Source organism: Micromonospora sp. CNZ286 (assembly GCF_014207755.1).
In genome coordinates this window covers 5892795-5913965 of sequence record NZ_JACHIZ010000001.1, presented here as the reverse complement: position 1 = coordinate 5913965, position 21171 = coordinate 5892795, and the positions used below count along the sequence as shown (strand labels likewise).

The 21171-nt window shown below is 73.2% G+C and carries 17 protein-coding genes; 6 read left to right on the top strand and 11 right to left on the bottom strand.

The genetic code is table 11. The features are described 5' to 3' along the window. Nucleotides 1-18: 18 nt before the first annotated feature. From cydD to deoC, 8 genes are all read right to left on the bottom strand, one after another. Nucleotides 19-1698 (bottom strand): thiol reductant ABC exporter subunit CydD, encoded by a 1680-nt coding sequence (gene cydD / locus FHX31_RS26195; protein WP_184977364.1) that lies wholly within the window; start codon nucleotides 1696-1698, stop codon nucleotides 19-21. Further along, nucleotides 1695-2702 (bottom strand): cytochrome d ubiquinol oxidase subunit II, encoded by a 1008-nt coding sequence (locus FHX31_RS26190; RefSeq protein WP_184977363.1) that lies wholly within the window; start codon nucleotides 2700-2702, stop codon nucleotides 1695-1697. Before FHX31_RS26190 ends, cydD begins: the two co-directional genes overlap by 4 nt. 11 nt (nucleotides 2703-2713) lie before the next feature. Next, nucleotides 2714-3961, bottom strand: coding sequence for a cytochrome ubiquinol oxidase subunit I (locus FHX31_RS26185; protein ID WP_151016262.1), 1248 nt, complete (start codon nucleotides 3959-3961; stop codon nucleotides 2714-2716). Between the two features lie 103 nt (nucleotides 3962-4064). Next, nucleotides 4065-4970, bottom strand: a complete 906-nt coding sequence (locus FHX31_RS26180; RefSeq protein WP_030270547.1) for a M56 family metallopeptidase — start codon at nucleotides 4968-4970, stop codon at nucleotides 4065-4067. A 10-nt stretch (nucleotides 4971-4980) separates the two neighbouring features. After that, the gene (locus FHX31_RS26175; RefSeq protein WP_071096839.1) at nucleotides 4981-5457 is read right to left on the bottom strand and encodes a BlaI/MecI/CopY family transcriptional regulator; all 477 of its coding nucleotides are present in this window, start codon (nucleotides 5455-5457) and stop codon (nucleotides 4981-4983) included. A gap of 885 nt (nucleotides 5458-6342) precedes the next feature. Further along, nucleotides 6343-7167: an aldehyde dehydrogenase family protein gene (locus FHX31_RS26170; protein ID WP_184977362.1), complete on the bottom strand. Its 825-nt coding sequence runs from the start codon at nucleotides 7165-7167 to the stop codon at nucleotides 6343-6345. Beyond that, nucleotides 7160-8590, bottom strand: a complete 1431-nt coding sequence (locus FHX31_RS26165) for an aldehyde dehydrogenase family protein (protein WP_145754411.1) — start codon at nucleotides 8588-8590, stop codon at nucleotides 7160-7162. Before FHX31_RS26165 ends, FHX31_RS26170 begins: the two co-directional genes overlap by 8 nt. Nucleotides 8591-8595: 5 nt before the next feature. Further along, on the bottom strand, nucleotides 8596-9555 hold the full coding sequence (gene deoC / locus FHX31_RS26160; RefSeq protein ID WP_047893661.1) for a deoxyribose-phosphate aldolase: 960 nt from the start codon (nucleotides 9553-9555) through the stop codon (nucleotides 8596-8598). Between the two features lie 136 nt (nucleotides 9556-9691). On the opposite strand from deoC, the gene upp reads away from it, so the two are divergent. Together upp and FHX31_RS26150 are read left to right on the top strand one after the other, a co-directional pair. After that, nucleotides 9692-10324, top strand: coding sequence for a uracil phosphoribosyltransferase (gene upp / locus FHX31_RS26155; RefSeq protein WP_013284009.1), 633 nt, complete (start codon nucleotides 9692-9694; stop codon nucleotides 10322-10324). A gap of 193 nt (nucleotides 10325-10517) precedes the next feature. Then, the gene (locus FHX31_RS26150; RefSeq protein WP_013473982.1) at nucleotides 10518-11192 is read left to right on the top strand and encodes a GOLPH3/VPS74 family protein; all 675 of its coding nucleotides are present in this window, start codon (nucleotides 10518-10520) and stop codon (nucleotides 11190-11192) included. 88 nt (nucleotides 11193-11280) lie between these two features. On the opposite strand, the gene FHX31_RS26145 is transcribed toward FHX31_RS26150, so the two are convergent. Together FHX31_RS26145 and FHX31_RS26140 are read right to left on the bottom strand one after the other, a co-directional pair. Continuing rightward, the gene (locus FHX31_RS26145; protein ID WP_091330216.1) at nucleotides 11281-12945 is read right to left on the bottom strand and encodes a phospho-sugar mutase; all 1665 of its coding nucleotides are present in this window, start codon (nucleotides 12943-12945) and stop codon (nucleotides 11281-11283) included. Nucleotides 12946-12994: 49 nt separating this feature from the next. Continuing rightward, the gene (locus FHX31_RS26140; protein WP_114919440.1) at nucleotides 12995-15013 is read right to left on the bottom strand and encodes a serine/threonine-protein kinase; all 2019 of its coding nucleotides are present in this window, start codon (nucleotides 15011-15013) and stop codon (nucleotides 12995-12997) included. A 203-nt stretch (nucleotides 15014-15216) separates the two neighbouring features. Between FHX31_RS26140 and FHX31_RS26135 the strand changes: the two genes are divergently transcribed. After that, nucleotides 15217-16800 carry an acyl-CoA mutase large subunit family protein gene (locus FHX31_RS26135; protein WP_013473985.1) on the top strand — a complete coding sequence of 528 codons (1584 nt, stop codon included), beginning with the start codon at nucleotides 15217-15219 and terminating at the stop codon, nucleotides 16798-16800. A 473-nt stretch (nucleotides 16801-17273) separates the two neighbouring features. Then, entirely contained in the window at nucleotides 17274-18533 is a 1260-nt protein-coding gene (locus FHX31_RS26130) for an amidohydrolase (protein ID WP_123109765.1), read from the top strand. On the opposite strand, the gene FHX31_RS26125 is transcribed toward FHX31_RS26130, so the two are convergent. Then, complete coding sequence (locus tag FHX31_RS26125) at nucleotides 18490-19485, bottom strand: DUF4349 domain-containing protein (protein WP_184977361.1); 996 nt, start codon at nucleotides 19483-19485, stop codon at nucleotides 18490-18492. The two genes, FHX31_RS26130 and FHX31_RS26125, sit on opposite strands and share 44 nt — an antisense overlap. A 124-nt stretch (nucleotides 19486-19609) precedes the next feature. On the opposite strand from FHX31_RS26125, the gene FHX31_RS26120 reads away from it, so the two are divergent. Together FHX31_RS26120 and FHX31_RS26115 are read left to right on the top strand one after the other, a co-directional pair. Next, nucleotides 19610-20239 carry an MBL fold metallo-hydrolase gene (locus FHX31_RS26120; RefSeq protein ID WP_013473986.1) on the top strand — a complete coding sequence of 210 codons (630 nt, stop codon included), beginning with the start codon at nucleotides 19610-19612 and terminating at the stop codon, nucleotides 20237-20239. Nucleotides 20240-20241: 2 nt separating this feature from the next. After that, the gene (locus FHX31_RS26115; RefSeq protein WP_013284017.1) at nucleotides 20242-21168 is read left to right on the top strand and encodes a hypothetical protein; all 927 of its coding nucleotides are present in this window, start codon (nucleotides 20242-20244) and stop codon (nucleotides 21166-21168) included. Nucleotides 21169-21171: the final 3 nt, after the last annotated feature.

The following is a 21171-nucleotide window of genomic DNA, read 5'->3' as shown; positions in this document are numbered from 1 at the left end:
GGGTGGGGTGGACGGGGATCATCGCGGCACCGCCGGTCCGGTGGCGGTCGGGTGCAGTTCGGTGACCCGGCCGTCCTCGACGCGCAGGATCCGGTCGGCGTCGGCGAGCAGCGCGGGCCGGTGCGCGACGAGCAGCGCGGTACGTCCGGCGACCAGCCGCCGGGTCGCGTCCAGCACGACCGCCTCGCTGGCGCTGTCCAGCCGCGCTGTCGGCTCGTCGAGCAGCACGATCGGCGCGTCCCGCAGGAACGCACGAGCCAGGGCGACACGCTGCCGCTGACCGCTGGACAGGCCGTGGCCGCGCTCGCCGAGGCGGGTGTCCAGCCCGTCGGGCAGGGCGCCTACCACCTCGTCGAGCGCGGCGTCGGTGACCGCCGCGGCGAGCGCGGCATCGGAGGTGTCCGGCGCGCCGAGGCGGATGTTGTCGGCGAGCGACCCGGCGAACAGGTGCGCCCGCTGCGGCACCCAGGCCAGTTCGCGCCGCCAGGCGTCGAGGTCGACGCCGGCCAGGTCCACCCCGTCGACCGTGACCCGGCCCGAGGTCGGTGCGACGAAGCCGAGCAGCAGGTTGAGCAGCGTGCTCTTGCCCGCGCCGCTGGGCCCGATGATCGCCACCCGGTCGCCGGGCCGGACGGTCAGCGTGACGTCGCGCAGCGCTGTGGTCCGGTCGTACGCGACCGTTACGCCCTCGAAGCGGATCTCACCACGGCCGCGCGGCGCCGGACGGCGCGGCTCGGCGGTGGCGGGCTCGGCGGTGGCGGAGAGCGTGAGCGCCTCGTCCAGCGCGGTGAGTCCTTCCATGCTGGCGTGGAACCGGCTGCCCGCGGCCCGCAGCGGCAGGTACGCCTCCGGGGTGAGCAGCAGCACCAGCAGCGCGGTGGAGAGCGTGAGGCCGCCGCCGAGCAGCCGGATGCCGACCGGCACCGCGACCAGCGCGACGGAGAGCGTGGCGACCAGTTCCAGCACCAGCGCGGACAGGAACGCGATCCGCAGCGTCTTCATGGTGGCCTGGCGGTGGCCGTCGGCCATCCGGCGTACCACGTCGACCTGCCCCCGGGACCGGCCGAACGCGCGCAGCGTGGGCAGCCCGGCCACCATGTCGAGGAAGTGCCCGCCGAGCAGCGACAGCCGCCGCCACTGCCGTTCGGTGGCGGCCTGCGCCTGCCAGCCGAGCAGCGCGCCGAAGATCGGGATGAGCGGGATGGTGAGCGCGATGATCAGCGCCGAGCTCCAGTCGGCGAACACGATGCGGGCCAGCACCGCCACCGGCACCGTGACGCTCAGCACGAGCTGCGGCAGGTAGCCGGTGAAGTAAGGGTCGAGCGCGTCCAGGCCGCGCCCGGCCAGCGTGGCGAGCTGCCCGGCCCGCTGTCCGGCGACCCAGGTGGGGCCGTGCCGGCCGACCGCGCCGAGCAGGTCGGCGCGCAGCGCCGCCTTCACCGTGGCGGCGGCCCGCGCCGCCACAGTGCCCTGCGCCCAGCTCACCAGCGCCCGCCCGGCGACAGCGGCCACGAACCCGGCGAGCGCCGGCCGGTGCAGCCGCCCGTCGAACGCCGTCGCCAGCAGTGTCGCCAGCGCGGTGGCCTGGGCGATCACCAGCAGCGCGGTGAGCCCGCCCAGCACCGCGAGCACGGCGAGGTCGCGCCGGGCCGCGGGGACCCGACGCAGCAGACGCGGGTCGAACGGGCGGCGGTTCACCAGTACACCGGTGCCCTGCCGTCGATCCGTCCCCGGAAAACCCACCAGCACATCGCCTGAAAGCCTAGTAGGGCCGGCAGGAGCGGTAACGCGAGCCATCCCAACAGCGCCAGCGTCGAGCGGCCGGCGGCCGCCTCGGCCACCGTCAGCGACGCCGCCGGGTCGGCAGTGGAGACCAGGATCCGGGGCCAGAGCGCGGCCCCGACCAGCGGCGCCGGAAGCGCCAGCGCCGTCGCGGTCGCCGCGAAGGCCACCCCGGCCCGGCCCCGCCGCAGCGCCGCGCGGGCCGCCAGCAGCGCCGCCACGAGCGCCAACGGCAGGAGTACGGCGACAGCCGGGCGCGCCACAGCGGCGCGTACCCGATCGGAGAGCACACCCAGGACGGTGGCCGCGCCGACCGCGACGAGTGCGGCGGGCACCAGGCCGCTCGCCAGCCGGGCGAGCGCCGGGGCCTCGGCGGCGGGTAGCCGGAGCGTGAGGAACGTCGCACCGTGCACCGCCACCAGCGCGAGCAGCGCCAGCCCGGCGGCGGCGACGAACGGGGTGGCGAGATGACCGACACCGACCACGTGGCCGTCGGCGCTCAACGGCACGCCCTGGAGCAGCCCGGCGAGCACCGCGCCCCAGCCCAGCGCGGCGAGCAGGCAGCCGACCACCACCACCCGGTCCCAGCGGGCGCGGGCAGCGGCGGAGGCCGGGCGGCTGCGCAACTGCACCCCGGCGGTCACCAGCACCACACCCGCCAGCGCGGCGAGCACGGCCGGGTAGAAGCCGGAGAGCAGTTCGCCCTCCAGCCTGGGGAACGCGCCGAACAGGATGCCGACGGCGGCGACCAGCCAGACCTCGTTGCCGAGGAAGAACGGCCCGAGCGCGGTGAGCGTAACCCGGTTGCCCGGCGCCGGGCCACGTCGGGCCAGCAGCAGGCCGACGCCGTAGTCGTAGCCGCCGAGCACGAGGTAGGTGGCGAAGAAGAGGCCGAGCAGGGCGTACCAGGCGAGTTCCACGGCGGGCTCCCTCAGACGAACACGGGCTGGTGGTGGGCGTCGCTGTCGGGCGCGGGCGGGCGGCCGAGCGCGGGGTCCTGCGCTCCACGGGCCGCGTGCCGGGCCAGCAGCACCCAGTTGGTCACCGCGAGCGCGCCGAGCAGCAGGCTGAATCCGATCAGCGAGGTGAGCATCAGCCCCGGTGAGACCGGCGAGACGGCCTGCGCCGTGGGCAGCAGCCCGTACGCGGCCCAGGGCTGGCGGCCGACCTCGCGGGCGATCCAGCCGAGCAGCATCGCCACGAAGGGCAGCGGCAGGCCGAGCAGGATCAGCCAGAGCGGCGCCTTCAACCTGATGATCCAGTCGCGCCAGAGCAGCGGCAGCAGGAGCCAGAGCGCGCCGAGCGTGAAGCCGATCAGGATCATGAAGCCGAGGCCGACGTTGGAGAGCACAGGTGGTTCCCAGTCGCCCGGGCCGAAGCGCGCGGTCCAGTCGGCGACGAGCGCGTCCCGCTCCGGCCCGCCGCCGAACTTGGTCGGCTGGAGCTGCCCGACCGGGCCGAACTGGGCGAAGCCGAAGCCCTGGAGCATGCTGACCGCCAGGGCCGCGGTGACCAGGCCGAGCCGCAGCGAAGTGCGGAACAGCGCGTAGTCGGGGGTACGCCGCAGCAGGTGCCACGCGCTCACCGCGGCCATCAGCAGCCCGCCGGTGACCAGGCTCGCCGAGATCACGTGACCGAACGCCATGCCGAACGTGGGGTTGGTGAGCAGCGCGCCGAAGTCGGTGAGGTGGGCGATGCCGTCGCGGACCTCGTACCCGACCGGGTTCTGCAGCCAGGCGTTCGCCACCATGATCCAGAAGGCCGAGGCGTACGCGGTGATCGCCACGCCCCAGAGCAGCGCCAGGTGCACGCCGCGCCGCAGCCGGTGCCACCCGAAGATCCACATGCCGAGGAACGTGGACTCCAGGAAGAACGCCACCAGCGTCTCGATGGCCAGCGGCGCGCCGAAGACGTTCCCGACGTAGCGCGACAGCCCGCTCCAGTTCAGGCCGAACTGAAACTCCATGACGATGCCGGTGGCGATGCCGAGCACGTAGTTGATCACGTAGAGCTGGCCCCAGAACCGGGTCAGCCGCTCGTACACCGGCTTGCCGGTCAGGTAGCCGGCCGTCTGCAACCCGACCAGGAGCGTGACCAGGCCGAGCGTGACCGCCACGAACAGGAAATGGATCGAGGTGGTGGTGGCGAACTGGAGGCGGGCGAGGAGCAGTGGGTCCACTGTCGTCCTCCCATGGGTTGGCTCTCTTGTCGTAGCCAACCTACACGTAGCCTCACTACCTATAGGGGCGCGCGAACCCGGAGAAGTCCCGTAGGGGGCGACGTCAGCTCAGGAACAGGGCGAACGGCAGGGAGACGAGCGTGCCCGCGACAGCCAGCGCCATCGCGCCGAGCACCCGCGGCGGGCGGTCCGCGACGAGCAGCCGCTGCACGCGTACGTCGAGGTCGCGGTCGCCGAGTCCGAGCGTGCCGGCCGGCTGCACCCGGTGCTCGGCGGCGGCGAACCGGCGCAGCGCACCGGCCAGCGGCGCGTCCGCGTGCAGCTCCCGGGCCTTGTCGTCGGCACGCATCTCGACCAGCAGCGCCACCCGCGCGTGCGCGTCCCGCACCCACCGGAACCAGGGCAGCGCCCGGCACAGCGCGGTGAACGGCAGCAGCACCAGATCGTGCCGCTCCTGCGCGTGCGCCCGCTCGTGGGTGAGCACCGCCGCCAGTTCGGCCGGGTCGAGCAGGTCGAGCGTGCCTGCGCTCACCACCACCCGGGGACGCACCCCGGGCAGGCAGTACGCCGCCGCGCTCGGGTGGTCGAGCACCAGCGCGCCGGGCACCGTCGGGTCACGCCGGGCCACCAGGTGCAGCAGCTCCCGGTGCCGGCGCTGCGCGCGGACCGCGCCGTGCAGGCTGCGGACCGTCGTGGTGAGCAGCACCGCGCCGATGCCGAGACCGACGCCGACCAGGCTGAGGTGCACCGCGCCCACACCGGCCGGCAGAGTGCCGTGGGCCAGGTCGTCGGCCAGGGCCACCAGCGCGTGCCCGGTCGCCCGGTCGTACGCGTCGAGCCCCAGCGCCATCGGCAGCCCCATGGCGGACAGGCCGAGCGCCAGCCCGACCGCCTGCCAGCAGATGATCGCCACCCGGGGTGCCCGCCAGGTCCAGCGCGCGGCGGCGAGGACCTGCGCGGTCAGCCAGCAGGCCAGGATGATCGCGGCGAAGTGCAGGGCGTACGCCACGGCAGCCGCCCTACCGGTCCGTCGCCTCGTCGAGCGCCGGCCGGCCGGGCCGGGGGTTCTCGACCCGGCCGGCCGGTCCGTCCTCGACAGTCGCCCCGGCCTCGGCGCCGAGCGCGGCCCCGGCCCCGGCCTCGGCGCCGAGCGCGGCGCGGAGCACGTCCGCCTCCGTGCCGGTCACCGAGCGGGCGAAGCGCACGAGCGCGGCGTCCCGGCTGCCGCCGAGGTCGAGGGCTTCGAGCATGAGCTGGGCGATGTGCGCCTCGCGGGTGGCGGCCGGACGGTAACGCCAGGCGCGGCCCTCCCGCTCGCGCTGCACCATGCCCTTGCCGGCGAGCCGGTCGAGCACGGTCATCACAGTGGTGTAGGCGAGTTCCCGGCCGTCCAGGGCGTCGGCGACCTCGCGCACGGTCACCCCGTCCGACGAGGCGGGCGCCGCGTCCCACAGCACGTCCATCACCGCACGCTCAAGGTCCCCCAGCCGAGTCACCCGTCAATCCTACTCCCGGTAGTAGATCCCTTCCGTCGCCCCGTTCCCCGCTCCCCGCTCCCGAAGATCAACACCAGCTCGGGGAAGTGGTGCCGTCCTGCGTCGGTCCATGCAGTCACTTCGGCGTACTGGTGTCGATCTTGCTGACGGGGAGTCCGGGCCGCTTCCCGGCAAACCGGTGCCGACCATGCCGCGGTCGTGTGGGCGCCCGTCGGCAAGATCCACGCCAGTTCGGGGAAGTGGTGCCGTCCTGGGCCGGTTGATGCAGCCACTTCGGCGTACGGGTGTTGATCTTGGTCTTTCTGTATGGGTGCTCCGGGTGGGATCAACGCGGCTCGGGGAGGTGGCGCCGTCTCGGGCTGGTCGATGTGGCCACTTCGCGGAGCTGGTGTTGATCTTGCTGGCTTCGGGCGGCATCGGGGCCTTGTCCAGGCCACTCCGGGGTCTGGTGTTGATCCTGCTGATCCGGGCGGGCACCGCAGGCAAGATCCACGCCAGTTCGGGAAGGTGGCGCTGTCCCGGGCGGGTTGATGCAGCCACCTCGCCGTGCTGGTGCTGATCTTGAAGTCCGGGGTGAGGGTGCGTGGACAAGATCCACGCTGGTTCGGGGAGGTGGCGGTATTCGAGGCGGGTGGATGCGGCCACTTCGCGGAGCTGGTGTTGATCTTGCTGGCCGAGGGGGCAGGTTGGAGCAAGGTCGGCACCGGCTCGGGGAGGTGGTGTTGTCCGGGGGTGGCTGATGTGGCCACTTCGGGGGAATGGCGTCGATCTTGGTGGGGGCGCCTGGTGAGATCGACACCGGCTCGGGGAGATGGGTGGAAGGGGAAGTGGCGGCAACCCGGCTGGGGGTGTGCCGCCACTTCGGGCCGGACTGGGCTGCGCCGGTCAGACGCCCTTCGGGTGCCAGACCGTCTTGGTCTCCAGCAACGTGGTCATCCGGGTGATGCCGGGATCGGCGTACCAGTCGTGGTCGGCCGGGGACGGCCGGAGCACCCGCTTGAGGTTCTCCGCGGCCTTGATCTCCAGGTCGGCCGCCAGCTCGGCGTCGGCGACGCCGGTCAGGTCGATCGCGTTGACGTCCATGTGCGCGGCGAGCGTCGGCACGGTCTCGGTCAGCCGGCCGGTGAGGATGTTGACCACCCCGCCGGGCAGGTCGGAGGTGGCGAGCACCTCGGCCAGCGTCACCGCCGCCAGCGGCGCCACCGGGGAGGCGGCCACCACCACCGTGTTGCCGGTGACGATGGCCGGGGCGATCACGCTCACCAGGCCGAGCAGCGCGGGCTCCTCGGGTGCCACCACGGCCACCACGCCGGTGGGCTCCGGCGCGGACAGGTTGAAGTACGGGCCGGCCACCGGATTCGCCCCGCCGTACACCTGGGCCAGCTTGTCGGACCAACCGGCGTACCAGACCCAGCGGTCGATCGCCGCGTCCACCTCGTCGGCCGGGACGCCCAGGGCGACGAACTGCTCGCGCCGGCCCTCCAGCATCTCGGCGACCCGGTAGAGGATCTGACCCCTGTTGTACGCGGTCGCCCCGGCCCAGCCCTTCACCGCGGCGCGGGCGGCGACTACCGCGTCCCGCGCGTCCTTCCGGGAGGCAAGAGACACGTTCGCGGATTGCACGAGATACGACCGTCCCGACTCGCTGCGCGGGAACTTCCCGCCGATGAAGAGCTTGTACGTCTTGCGTACCGCGACCCGCTCAGACATTGAGGTACCCCTCCAGCCCGTGCCGGCCGCCCTCGCGACCGTAGCCCGACTCCTTGTAGCCGCCGAACGGCGACGTCGGGTCGAACTTGTTGAACGTGTTGGCCCACACCACGCCCGCGCGCAGCCGGTCGGCCAGCCACAGGATCCGGGAACCCTTGTCGGTCCAGATCCCGGCCGACAGCCCGTACGGCGTGTTGTTGGCCTTCTCGACGGCCTCCGCCGGGGTGCGGAACGTCAGCACGGACAGCACCGGGCCGAAGATCTCCTCGCGGGCGATCCGATGGGCCTGGGTGACGCCGGTGAAGATGGTCGGCGCGAACCAGAAGCCGCGCTCCGGCAGCTCGCACGGCGGCGACCAGCGCTCCGCGCCCTCGGCGGACCCGGCGTCGGACAGCTCCCGGATGCGGGCCAGCTGCTCGGCCGAGTTGATCGCGCCGATGTCGGTGTTCTTGTCCAGCGGGTCACCGACCCGGAGCTGGGCCATCCGGCGCTTGAGCGACTCCAGCACCCGGTCGGCCACCGACTCCTGGACCAGCAGCCGGGAGCCGGCGCAGCAGACGTGCCCCTGGTTGAAGAAGATGCCGTTGACGATGCCCTCGACGGCCTGGTCGATCGGGGCGTCGTCGAAGACGATGTTCGCGGCCTTGCCGCCCAGCTCCAGCGTGAGCTTCTTGCGGGTGCCCGCGACCGAGCGGGCGATGGCGCGGCCGACCTCGGTGGAGCCGGTGAACGCCACCTTGTCCACGCCCGGGTGCTCGACCAGCGCCCGGCCGGTGTCGCCGGCGCCGGTGACGATGTTCACCACGCCGGCGGGCAGGTCGGCCTGCTGGCAGATCTCGGCGAACAGCAGCGCGGTCAGCGGGGTGGTCTCGGCCGGCTTGAGCACCACCGTGTTGCCTGCGGCCAGCGCCGGGGCGATCTTCCACGCCAGCATGAGCAGCGGGAAGTTCCACGGGATGACCTGGGCCGCCACGCCCAGCGGCTTCGGGTCGGAACCGAAACCCGCGTGCGGAAGCTTGTCCGCCCAGCCCGCGTAGTAGAAGAAGTGCGCGGCGACGAGCGGCAGGTCGACGTCGCGGGACTCCTTGATCGGCTTGCCGTTGTCCAGCGACTCCAGCACCGCCAGCTCACGCGAGCGCTCCTGAATGAGCCGAGCGATCCGGAACAGGTACTTGGCCCGGTCCCGGCCCGGCATCGGACCCCAGACCTTCTCGTACGCGCTCCGGGCGGCGCGGACCGCGCGGTCCACGTCGTCGGCGCCCGCCTCGGCGATCTCAGCCAGCACCTCCTCGGAGGCCGGGTTCACCGACTTGAAGCTGCCGCCGGAGGCCGGGTCGACGAACGCGCCGTCGACGAAGAGCCCGTACGAGGGCTTGATGTCCACCACCGAGCGGGACTCGGGGGCGGGTGCGTATTCGAACATCGCGTTCAGTCCAGGGTGAAGTAGTCGGGGCCGGCGTAGACGCCGGTCGTCAGCTTGGTGCGCTGCATGAGCAGGTCGTTGAGCAGGCTCGACGCGCCGAACCGGAACCAGTCCGGGCTCAGCCAGTCGGCGCCGACTGTCTCGTTGACCATGACCAGGTACTTGATCGCGTCCTTGGTGGTCTTGATGCCACCGGCCGGCTTGACGCCGACCTGACGCCCGGTGGCGGCGCGGAAGTCGCGGACCGCCTCCAGCATCACCAGCGTCACCGGCAGGGTGGCCGCGACCGGGACCTTGCCGGTGGAGGTCTTGATGAAGTCGCCGCCCGCGAGCATGGCGAGCCATGACGCCCGGCGCACGTTGTCGTACGTGGCCAGCTCGCCGGTCTCCAGGATCACCTTGAGGTGCGCGTCCCCGCATGCCTCCTTGGTGGCCACGATCTCGTCGTAGACCTCGGAGTAGCGCCCGGCCAGGAACGCGCCCCGGTTGATCACCATGTCGATCTCGTCCGCGCCCGCCTCGACCGCCGCCCGCACATCGGCGAGCTTGATCTCCAGCGGGGCCTGGCCGGACGGGAACGCGGTCGCCACGCTGGCCAGGTGCACGCCGCTGCCGCGCAGCACCTCGGCCACGTACGGGACCATCGACGGGTAGACGCAGACGGCGCCGACGTGCGGGCAGCTCGGGTCGGCCGGGTCGGGGCGCAGCGCCTTCGCGGCCAGCGCCCGCACCTTGCCCGGGGTGTCCGCCCCTTCGAGGGTGGTCAGGTCGACCATCCGGATCGCCAGGTCGATCGCCTCGGCCTTGGCTGTGGTCTTGATGGAGCGGGTGCCGAGTTGCGCCGCCCGCTGCTCCGCGCCGACCTGGTCCACGCCGGGCAGGCCGTGCAGGAAGGTCCGCAGAGCGGTCTCGGATCGTCCCAGCTCGGTGAGGTCCGACCGGGCCGACGTCGTTGTCGCCGTCATGCCCCGAATAGTACGCACCCGCGAGTCGAGTGATCTTGCTCACGGACGACCGGTCGTGAGCGTCATACGTGAGCGGTGTCGCTGGTCGTACCGCACCCGCCCTGCGCCGGACCGCCAAACGGTAGGTTGAGCGATCGTGGACGTACACGTCATTGACCATCCGCTCGCCCAGACGCGGCTGACCGCCATGCGGGACGCCCGGACCGACTCGTCGTCGTTCCGGGCGGCGCTGCGCGAACTCACCACCATGCTGGTGTACGAGGCCGCGCGCTCCTTCCCGGTCGAGAAGTACTCGATCCAGACCCCGGTCACCGCCACCGAGGGCAGCCGGCTGGCGAACCCGCCGCTGCTGGTGCCGGTGCTGCGGGCCGGTCTCGGCATGGCCGACGCCGCGCTCGGCCTGCTGCCCGAGTCGTCGATGGGCTTCGTCGGCCTGGCCCGCGACGAGGAGACGTACGAGCCCCGCGCGTACATGGAGTCGCTGCCGCGCGACCTCAGCGGCCTGCCGGTGCTGGTGCTCGACCCGATGCTCGCCACCGGCGGCTCGCTGGAGCACTGCTGCCGGCTGCTCGCCGACCGGGGCTGCACCGACATCACCGTGCTCTGCGTGCTGGCCGCGCCGGTCGGCATCGAGCGGCTGGAGCGCTCCGGCCTGCCGCTGCGCCTGGTCACCGCCTCGATCGACGAGGGGCTGAACGACTCGAAGTTCATCGTCCCCGGCCTGGGTGACGCCGGCGACCGCCAGTTCGGCGGCATGCCCCGCTTCTGACCCGGCCGTCCGGGTTCCGGATCCGGCACCGGCGACGCCGGGGTTCCGGCGTCGCGGCGCCGCCGGCAATCCGGCAATTCGGCGATTCGGTGGAGAGGGTCCTTTCCCGCGGGGAAGGGCCCTCTCGCCGTGAATCGGGCGGCCCCGGCGAGTCGATGCGCGGGGGTGCGGGGAGGCGCTAGCGTTCCGGGCCATGACTGGTGTTGCGCTCGCCGAGGAGCTGCTGCTCCTCGCGTATGACGACGAAACCGGCAAGGCCACCATGCCACGGATCAGCCTGGACCTGGGCATGGCCGCCGCGGTGCTGGTCGAGCTGGCCCTGGCCGGACGGGTCGCGTACGCGGACGGGAACCTGGCGGTGGTCGACCCGGCCCCGACCGGCGAGCCGATCGCGGACGCCGTACTCGCCAAGATCGCCGCGGACACCCCGCACACGCCGTCGTCGTGGGTGCAGCGACTGCGGCACGGGCTGCGCGATCGGATCCTCTCCGACCTCTGCGGCCGGGGCGTGGTGCGTGACGTGGACGAGACCGAGCTGGGCTTCATCCACGTGCACCGCTACCCGGTGGCCGACGCCTCGGTCGAGGCGGACATCCGGCAGCGGCTGGCCGACGCGCTGACCAGCGGGCAGCTCCCGGACGAGCGGACCGCCGCGCTCGCGACGCTGGTCGCGGTGCTGCGGATGGAACCCGCGCTGGGGCTGACCGGCCCGGCCGCCGAGGACGCCAGCCGGCGCCTCGAGGAGATCGCGGCCGGCGCCGGGTTCTCCGGCACGGTGAGCCTGGACGACAGCGTGGTGCGCCCGTCGATCAGCCTGGTCATCGCCGCGCTGGGCCAGGCCGTCGACGCCGCCCTGGGCAAGCGGTAAGGAAGGGCCCCCTCTTAACGCCTCCGGTAGAGGAAGGGCCCCTTGTTAACGCCAGGCGTTAACAAGGGGCCCTTCCTTGCACCAGGGGTCAGAGGCCCAGGGCGGCGGCGATCTCGTTGCGCAGCTCGGTGACGGCGGCCCGCGCGCGCTGCCGGGCCGCGGGCACGTCGCCGCCGGTCACCGGCTCCACCACCTCCAGGTACGCCTTGAGCTTCGGCTCGGTGCCGGACGGCCGGATCACCACCCGGGCCGCGCCGGTGCGCAGGATCACCACGTCCGCGTCGGGGAGCAGGTCGGACGCCTCGGTCACCGGCTGCCCGAGCAGCGTGGTCGGGGTGGCCGCCCGGATCCGCGCCATCGAGTCCGCGATCACCCGCAGGTCCTCCACCCGGACCGAGAGCTGCTCGGTGTGGTGCACGCCGAACTCGGCTGCCAGCTCGTCCAGCCGGTCGAGGAGCGTACGGCCCTCGGCCTTGAGACCGGCGGCCAGCTCGGCGACCGTCAGCGCGGCGGTGATGCCGTCCTTGTCCCGGACGTGACCCGGCGCGACGCAGTAGCCCAGCGCCTCCTCGTAGCCGTACACCAGCGGCTCCCGGCCCCCGCCGGCCCGCACGATCCACTTGAACCCGGTGAGCGTCTCGTCGTAGGGCAGGCCCCGGGCCGCCGCCATGGCCCGCAGCAGCGCCGACGACACGATCGTGGTGGCATACAGGCCGGTCACGCCGCGCCGCATCAGGTGGTCGGCGAGCAGCGCGCCCACCTCGTCGCCGCGCAGCATCCGCCAGGACCCGGCGTCGCGTACGGCCACCGCGCAGCGGTCCGCGTCCGGGTCGTTGGCGACGGCGAGGTCGGCGCCGGTGCGGTCGGCGAGCGCGACGAGCAGGTCCACCGCGCCCGGCTCCTCCGGGTTGGGGAAGCTCACGGTCGGGAACGCCGGGTCCGGCTCGGCCTGCTCGGGCACCACGCCTGGAACGCCGAAACCGGCGCGCGCGAACGCGGCGGTCAGCACCACGCCACCAACCCCGTGCAGCGGCGTGTACGCCACCTTCAGGTCCCGCGGTCCGGCCGGGTCCACCACCGCGGCGGCCTGCTCCACGTACGCGGTCACCATGTCGTCGCCGAGCACCTGACCGGCCGGGCCGAGCGGCACCGCCGCGAGCGGGCCGACCGCCCGGATGGCCGCCTCGATGCCGGCGTCGGCGGGCGGCACGATCTGCGCGCCGGCGCCGAGCTCACCGCCGAGCTGCGCGCCCAGGTAGACCTTGTATCCGTTGTCCTGCGGCGGGTTGTGGCTGGCCGTGACCATCACCCCGGCGACCGCGCCGAGCTGCCGGACCGCGAACGCCAGCACGGGCGTGGGCAGCGGCCGGGGCAGCAGCAGCGCCGGGCGGCCAGCACCGGTGGCCACCTGTGCGGTGCGCTCGGCGAAGGCACGGGAGCCGCGCCGGGCGTCGTACCCGATCACCAGCGGGCCCTCGCCGCCCTGGGCGGCGAGCCAGCCGACCAGCCCGGCGGCGGCCTGGGTGACCACGGCGAGGTTCATGCCGTTCGGCCCGGCCCGCAGCGGGCCGCGCAGCCCGGCGGTGCCGAACGTCAGCGGGCCGGCGAACCGGTCGGCCAGGTCGGCCGCCGTGCCGGGCAGCCCGTCGAGGACCGTGCGCAGCTCGACGCGGTCGTCCGGGTCCGGGTCGTCGGCGAGCCAGCGCTCGGCGCGTACGCGAAGGTCGTCAAGGTCAGTGGTTTCCGCCGCCATTGCCTCATGAAAGCACGGCGGCGGATCACCACTGGCCGTCGGCCTCGACTCAGTTGGCCGCCGTGAGCTGGAACGAGCCGGCCATCGCGTCGAAGATCGGCTTGCTCTCGGCGAACCGCGCGTCGGTCGAGGAGAGGTAGAACGAGTAGACCTTGCCGTCCTTGACCACGCCCCGCCAGATGCCGTGGCGCATGGACTCACCCTCGCCGCAGGTGTATTCGAGCTGGCCGGCGGTCTGCCCGGCCAGCGGCTGCTCGGAGACCGACACCTCGGTGTAGGGGGCGGGGCAGGTCTTGCTCTTGGTGCTGTTCTTCTTCAGGTTCCGCGAGGCGAACTCGGCCCAGCTGATCGAGGTGCCGCCCCACGCCTCGGCGATGACCCGCACCTTGCGGCCCTCGTCCTCCGGGTCGACGTAGTCGACGTAGAGGCCGCCGGTCTGCCGCTGCCAGCCCTTCGGCACCTGGATGGTCACGCCCTTGACGGTCTGCTCCTGCATCTCCACCGGCGAGGCGGCGGCCGAGTTCGACGGCAGCGCGCCCACGATCGGCGGGGGAGCGTCGTCGCCGCCGCTGGTCAGCGCGATCACGCTCACCAGCAGCACCACGGCGAGACCACCGGCGGCGGCGAGCTGGATCTTGCGCGGCCACGCCTTCACGCGCCCGAGCAGGCCCTTGGCGCCGCCGACCGCGCCGCCACCACCGGCGGCCGGTGGCGAGGTGGCCGCTGTGGTCCAGGGCTGGCCGGTGCCGGGCACCGACCACTGGTTGCCGCCGTACACCGGCTGGGTGGCGTCGACGGTGCGGCCGTAGGCGGTCGGCACCGCCTGGGTCGCGTCCGCTCCGGCGCCCTGGCCGAGCCGCACCGTGGCGTCCGGCGAGATGCGCTGGGTGGCCTCCGGCGTGCCCGGCCCGGACATCGCGCCGGTCGGGGTGTGCAGCGGGCCGGCCAGCGCGTCGGCGCTGGTCTCGTCGAGCGCGGCGGCACCCGCCGCGGGCTTCTCGCCGGCGGGCCGATCCCCGCGGCGCAGCGCGGCGAGCCGGTCGGTGAGCGACTCGTCCGGGCCGATCATCGCCCGGCCGCCGATCTGCCCGCTCGGCTTCGGCTCCGCCGCGATCGCCGGCGGCGTGGTCGGGCGCGGCACCGGCACCACCGCGTACGGGTCGGTGACCGAGTTGACGGCTGTGGCGGTGCTGGTCAGCGGCCCGGCGAGCAGCTCGCGCAGGTTGGCGCGGGCCCGGTGCACGTCCATCCGGCGGGCCGGGTCCTTCTCCAGCAGCCCCATCAGCACGCCGGTCAGCGGGCCGCTGCGCTGCGGCGTGGCGGGCGGGTCCTCGACCACGGCGTGCATGGTCTCGATCGGGTCGCCCTTGTCGAACGGGGGCCGGCCCTCGACCGCTGTGTAGAGCGTCACGCCGAGCGAGAACAGGTCGCTCGGCGGCCCGAACTCCTGGCCCATCGCCCGCTCGGGCGAGATGAAGTGCGGCGAGCCGAGCACCATGCCGGGCGTGGTGAGCTGCACGTCGGTGGGCATCCGGGCGACGCCGAAGTCGGTGAGCACGCAGCGGCCGTCGGTGCAGATCAGCACGTTGGCCGGCTTCACGTCGCGGTGCAGCACGCCGATCGCGTGCGCCACCTCCAGCGCGCCGAGCAGCGCGATCCCGATCTTGGCGACGGCGCGCGGCGCGACCGGCCCGTCCTCGATCACCATGTCGGCCAGGCTGCGGGCGTCCAGCAGTTCCATCACGATCCACGGGCGGCCACCCTCGGTGACCACGTCGTAGACCTGCACCACTGCCGGGTGCTGGATCGCGGCGGCGGCACGGGCCTCCCGCAGCGTCCGTTCGTAGAGCGCGTCGCGGTCGCTCGGGGCGAGCCCCGGCGGGAGGACGACCTCCTTGACCGCCACATCACGGCGCAGCAACGTGTCTGTGGCCCGCCAGACCGTGCCCATGCCTCCGTTGCCCACCGGGGAGCGCAGCGAGTAGCGACCACCGATGGTGGTGCCGGGCGCCGCGCGTCCAGTGGGGGGACTGGCCGGTCCGCCGCTCCACGTCGGAATCTGAGTCACAGAAAAGCCACCGGGGGATATCGAGGGGGCTGGGACACAACCCCTCTATCTTGCTGGTTCCGACGCCCGATGCGAAACCCGACGCGGCGGGCGTTTACCTACTCGACGGTATGTGGTCGGTCGCTCACCTCCGGTGGGTCGCCGCCGCGAGGTGTGCGGTATCCCTCACCCACCAGGCGGTCTGCGCGTCCTACCATCCGGTAATGAGCGATGCGCGGTCAAGCGAGTCGGGTTTCCCGATCCAGGGCGTCTACACGGCGGCAGACCTTCCGGCGGACCTGGACGCCCGGCTGGGCGAGCCGGGCGAGTTCCCGTACACCCGCGGGGTCTACCCGACGATGTACACGTCCCGGCCCTGGACCATGCGACAGTACGCCGGGTTCGGCACCGCGACCGAGAGCAACGCGCGCTACCACCAGCTGCTTCGCGCCGGCACCATGGGCCTGTCCGTCGCGTTCGACCTGCCCACCCAGATGGGGTACGACTCGGACGACCCGATCGCGCACGGCGAGGTGGGCAAGGTCGGCGTCGCCATCGACTCCATCGAGGACATGCGCACGCTGTTCGGCGGCATCCCGCTGGACAAGGTCTCCACCTCGATGACCATCAACGCGCCCGGCTCGGTGCTGCTGCTGCTCTACCAGCTCGTGGCCGAGGAGAACGGCGTGCCCGGCGCGGCGCTCAACGGCACGATCCAGAACGACATCCTCAAGGAGTACATCGCCCGGGGGACGTACATCTTCCCGCCGAAGCCCTCGTTGCGGCTGGTCGCCGACACCTTCGCCTACTGCCGGGCCGAGGTGCCGAAGTGGAACACCATCTCCATCTCCGGCTACCACATGGCCGAGGCCGGCGCGTCGCCCGCGCAGGAGGTCGCGTTCACGCTCGCCAACGGCGTGGAGTACGTCCGCGCGGCGCTCGCCGCCGGGCTGGCCGTCGACGACTTCGCGCCCCGGCTGTCGTTCTTCTTCGTGGCCCGCACCACGCTGCTGGAGGAGGTCGCGAAGTTCCGCGCGGCCCGGCGCATCTGGGCCCGGCTGATGCGCGACGAGTTCGGCGCGAAGAACCCGAAGTCGATGATGCTGCGGTTCCACACCCAGACCGCCGGCGTGCAGCTCACCGCCCAGCAGCCGGAGGTGAACCTGGTCCGGGTGGCGGTGCAGGGCCTCGGCGCCGTGCTCGGCGGCACCCAGTCGCTGCACACCAACAGCTTCGACGAGGCCATCGCGCTGCCCACCGAGAAGGCGGCCCGGCTGGCGCTGCGGACCCAGCAGGTGCTGGCGTACGAGACGGACCTGACCGCCACCGTCGACCCGTTCGCCGGGTCGTACGTGGTGGAGGCGATGACCGCAGAGGTGGAGGCGGCCGCCACCGAGCTGATGGACCGGGTCTTCGACCACGGTTCGGCGGTGGACGCGATCGAGGCCGGGTTCCAGAAGCGGGAGATCGAGCAGTCCGCGTACCGGATCGCCCAGGAGATCGACTCGGGTGAGCGGGTGGTGGTCGGGCTCAACCGGTTCCGGATCGACGAGGAGGAGCCGTACGAGCCGCTGCGGGTCGACCCGTCGATCGAGGCGGCGCAGGGGGAGCGGCTGGCCCGGCTGCGCGCGGAGCGGGACTCCGGCGCGGTCGAGCGGGCCCTGGCGGAGCTGCGCGCCGCCGCCGAGGGGGACACCAACGTGCTCTACCCGATGAAGGAGGCGCTGCGCGCCCGCGCCACGGTCGGCGAGGTCTGCGGGACGCTGCGCGAGGTGTGGGGGATCTACCGGCCCAGCGACCGGTTCTGAAACTGTTCCGGAGGCGGCCCCGTCGTACACCCTCGGTGTGCGGCGCGGGCCGCCTTCGCGTGTGCGATTCGGCGATTCGGGTAACCGGATCGGGTGAACGGGACGGACAGCGTGTGCGGTCGGCGGTCGGACGCTCGTGTCACCGTCGGGAGTCTTCCGGCAGCCGACAGTTGTCGTGCAATTGTCGGAGCGGCAGTTAATTGCCGCGACTAATGCGACAATTCGGAACGACGGGTCGTTATTTGTGACCGATGAAACGGTTACGCGTTGTAGGAGGTGGGAGGCGGATGACGGCGTTCGACCGCGATCTACCTGCTGTCCCGCAGATATTCGAGCCCTCTCACCAGGGCATTCGTGACGCTGCGCGGTCCGACCGCTACGCGAAAGATGTTGCGCAGCGTCACCGCCGGAGGTCTAGGCTGTCTGCTGTCCGACCCGAAGATCCATCCACTTCTAGTGATCGAGAATTCGACGTGACGAGTGCGTTGACGCTGCCTTCCGGCGGCCTGCTGTCGTCGTCCCGGCCCGAGGCGCCGACCGGTTACCAGCCCCTGCCCTTCGAGCTCGACCATCTGCTCGCGCTGCGCGTACCCGGCCTCATCGAAACGCGCCGTCACATCCACTCCCACCCGGAGTTGTCCGGCGAGGAGTTCGAGACGGCCGCGCTGGTGCACCGTGAGCTGTCCCTCGCCGGTCTCAAGCCGCGCCTGCTGCCAAAGGGCAACGGCGTCATCTGCGACATCGACGGACGCCCGGACGGCCCGGTGATCGCGCTCCGCGCCGACATCGACGCGCTGCCGCTGAGCGACCCGAAGGACGTGCCGTACCGCTCGACCGTGGAGGGCGTCTGCCACGCCTGCGGCCACGACGTGCACACGTCGGTGATGCTCGGCGTCGGCATGCTGCTGGCCCAGCTCGCCGACACGGGCCGCCTCGACGGCCGGGTCCGGCTGATCTTCCAGCCGGCCGAGGAGATCCTGCCCTGCGGCTCGCTGGAGGTCATCGAGGCCGGTGGCCTGGACGACGTGGTGCAGATCTTCGCGCTGCACTGCGACCCGAACCTGCCGGTGGGCAAGGTCGGCCTGCGGGTCGGGCCGATCACCGCCGCCGCCGACAACGTCACCGTCCGGCTCACCGGGCCCGGCGGGCACACCGCCCGCCCGCACCTGACCGTCGACCTGGTGGACGCGCTCGGCCGGCTGGTCACCGAGGTGCCGACGCTGATCAGCCGCCGGGTGCCGGCCAACAGCGGGCTGCTGCTGGTGTTCGGCCACGCCTCGGCCGGCACCCGTTACAACGTCATCCCGTCCGAGGCGTGCGCGGCCGGCACGCTGCGCGTGATGGACCGCGACACCTGGGACCAGGCGCCCAAGATCGTCGCTCAGGTGGTGCGGGACGTGCTCGCGCCCACCGGCGCCACAGTCGACCTGGAATACCTGCGCGGCCGGCCCCCGGTGACGAACGACGCCCGCGCCATCGGTGTGCTCACCGCGGCCACCGCCGCGGCGCTCGGCCCCGACGGCATCGCCGAGACGCCGCAGAGCATGGGCGGCGAGGACTTCTCCTGGTATCTGGAGCACGTGCCGGGCGCGCTCGCCCGCCTCGGCGTCGGTCGCAGCGGTCCCAACGTGGACCTGCACCGGGCCTCGTTCGACGTGGACGAGCGCGCCATCGAGGCCGGCGTACGCCTCATGGTCCAGACCGCGCTGCGGGCACTGGCGGCGTCGCGCTGACCGGACCGCCGAGCGGCCCCGGCGGCATCGGCGCCGCCGGGTTCGGGCCGGGCGGCGGCGTCCGCCGGGCCCGCACCCGGCGCCGCCACAGGAGCAGCAACCACAGCGGTACGCCGATCACGACCGCGAACGGCAGCACCGCGCCGAGCACTGTGAGCAGGACCCGGGCCGAGGCCAGGAACGCCGTCCAGCCGCCGCCCAGCCCGGCCAGGAAGCCCAGGTCGGCCTCCTCCTCGGCGGTGCTGGCGTCCTGACCGAGGAACGTCACGGTGATGGTGGACAGCGAGGTCAGGTCCGCGAGCCGGCGCTTGCGGGCCTCCAGCGCGGCCAGGTCCGCCTGCCGGGTGCCCACCTCGTTCTCCAGCCGGACCAGCTCGTCCACCGACGTGGCCCGGGCCAGCAGCTTGCGGGAACTCTCCACCCGCGCACGCTGGGTGGCGATCCGGGCGTCCAGGTCGACCACCTGCTCGGTGACGTCCTCGGTGCGGATCTCCCGGCGCTCCTGCCGGCCGAGACCGGCGAGCCGGTCGATCACCGCGGCGAACCGGTCCGCGGGCACGCGCAGCGTCAGCGCCGCCCGCGCCTCGGCGGCCCGGCTCGACCGCCGGTCCGCGCCGACGAATCCGCCGGCCGCCGTCACTGCTGTGGTCGCCTCCCGTGCGGCGGCCTCCACATCGTCCACCCGGACCTGCATGGTTCCGGTGTAGATGATGGACCGCTGGTCGACCCGCAGGTCAGCGCCACCGGTGCCGCCCGGAGCGGCCTGGTCGCGATCCGCGCCACCGCTGTCCGCGCCGCCCTCGGCGGCCTGCTCGCGCCCCGCGCCCCCGTCGGCCGCCGGCGCGGCCGAGTCGCTGCCGGAGTCCCCGCCCGCGCCGCAGGCGCCCACACCCAGTGCCGCTATCAGACCCACAGCCACCAGGGCCACGCCCCGGAGTCGTCGTCCGCCCATACCCCGTACTCCGATCGTCGACGGCCCCGACTGCCGGGACCGATACCTCGGACGTGACGCGTGGTCGCGCCGGTTCCGGCAGACTGCGCTGAGGACATCACGATTCGATAATCGAGGAGTCACGATGCAGGTGACCAAATACGCCCACTCCTGTCTCCGGCTGGAGCACGACGGTGCGGTGCTCGTCGTCGACCCGGGTGTCTTCAGCGATCCGGCGGCGCTGGACGGCGCCGACGCGGTGCTGATCACCCACGAGCACCCGGACCATGTGGACGTCGCCGCGCTGACCCGGGCGCTGGAGCGGCGGCCGGTGCCGGTGCACGGTCCCGCCTCGCTCGCCGGGGTGCTCGGCGACGCCGCCGAGGCGCTGGTGACGGTCGAGCCCGGACAGTCGCTCACAGTCGCCGGGACGCCGGTGCGGACGTACGGCGGGCAGCACGCGGTCATCCACCCGGACATCCCGGTGATCCAGAACATCGGCTACCTCTTCGCCGACGTGGTGTACCACCCGGGCGACGCGTTGTTCGTGCCCGACGACGTGCAGGTCGACACGCTGTTCGCCCCGATTCACGCGCCCTGGTCGAAGTTCTCCGAGGTGCTCGACTTCATCCGCGCGGTCGCGCCGCGCCGGGCGTACGCACTGCACGACGGGCTGCTCAACGACAACGGCTTCGGTGTGCTGGACCGGCAGTACACGGCGATGTCCAACACCGACTACCGCCGTCTGGAGCCGGGCACCCGGATCGACGCCTGAGCATGGCCGAGGTGCCCGCGGAGGTGGTCCGGCAGCTCTACGCCACGCCGCCGGACCGGTTCGTGGCGGCCCGGGACGCCGCCGTCGCGCAGGCGCGGCAGTCCGGCGACCCGCGTACCGCCCGGGAGATCGGCAAGCTTCGCCGGCCCACAGTGGCGGCGTGGCTGGTCAACCTGCTGGCGATCCGCCGTCCCGAGCTGGTCGCCGACCTCACCCAGCTCGCCGAGTCGCTGCGCGCCGCGCAACGCGACCTGCGCGGCGGCACGCTGCGGGAACTCTCCGCGCAGCGGCGCGCCGTCGTGGGCGCGCTGGTGGCGGAGGTACGCCGGCTGGCCGCCGCCGAACCCGCCGCGCCCCCGGCCGGGAAGCTGCCGCTGGGCGAGGTGGAGGCGACACTCAACGCCGCGCTGTCGGACACCGAGGTGGCCGAGCAGGTACGCGCCGGACGCCTGCTGCGGGCCAGCCACTACGCCGGGTTCGGCGAGGTGCCCCGCCCCCAGCTCCGGCTCGTGACAGGGGGCGAGGAGGCGCCTGTCGTACCGGATCGGGCGGCCGAGCGGGCCGACGCGCGCCGGGCCCGCGACGAGCGGGCGGCGCGGGCCGAACGGGCCGGGCGGCGGCGGACCGCGACCCGGGAGCTGACCCGGGCCCGCGCGGACCTGGACCGGGCCGAGAAGGAGCTGGCGACGGCCGACGCGGCCGAGCGGGACGGCGCCGCGACGCTGGACCGGATCGAGACCGAGCTGGCCGAGCTGGAGCGTCGCCGGGCCGTCGCCGAGCAGGAGCTGAGCCGGGCCCGGCTGGCCCGCCGGGGCGCGGAACGGGCGGTCACAGCGGCCCGGCGCCGCGCCGGCGAGGTGGAGGCCGTGTTGGAGGCGCTCGACGCCGAAGAGGGGGATGCCGACACCGGTGACCACGCGGCAGACTGAGCG

What these genes read in the sequence shown, in the direction of transcription:
- FHX31_RS26125 (WP_184977361.1), bottom strand. Translation starts at nt 19,485, where the DNA reads ATGGGCGGACGACGACTCCGGGGCGTGGCCCTGGTGGCTGTGGGTCTG.
- FHX31_RS26150 (WP_013473982.1), top strand. Translation starts at nt 10,518, where the DNA reads ATGACTGGTGTTGCGCTCGCCGAGGAGCTGCTGCTCCTCGCGTATGAC.
- FHX31_RS26170 (WP_184977362.1), bottom strand. Translation starts at nt 7,167, where the DNA reads ATGTCTGAGCGGGTCGCGGTACGCAAGACGTACAAGCTCTTCATCGGC.
- FHX31_RS26115 (WP_013284017.1), top strand. Translation starts at nt 20,242, where the DNA reads ATGGCCGAGGTGCCCGCGGAGGTGGTCCGGCAGCTCTACGCCACGCCG.
- FHX31_RS26120 (WP_013473986.1), top strand. Translation starts at nt 19,610, where the DNA reads ATGCAGGTGACCAAATACGCCCACTCCTGTCTCCGGCTGGAGCACGAC.
- FHX31_RS26145 (WP_091330216.1), bottom strand. Translation starts at nt 12,945, where the DNA reads ATGGCGGCGGAAACCACTGACCTTGACGACCTTCGCGTACGCGCCGAG.
- deoC (WP_047893661.1), bottom strand. Translation starts at nt 9,555, where the DNA reads ATGACGGCGACAACGACGTCGGCCCGGTCGGACCTCACCGAGCTGGGA.
- FHX31_RS26135 (WP_013473985.1), top strand. Translation starts at nt 15,217, where the DNA reads ATGAGCGATGCGCGGTCAAGCGAGTCGGGTTTCCCGATCCAGGGCGTC.
- FHX31_RS26165 (WP_145754411.1), bottom strand. Translation starts at nt 8,590, where the DNA reads ATGTTCGAATACGCACCCGCCCCCGAGTCCCGCTCGGTGGTGGACATC.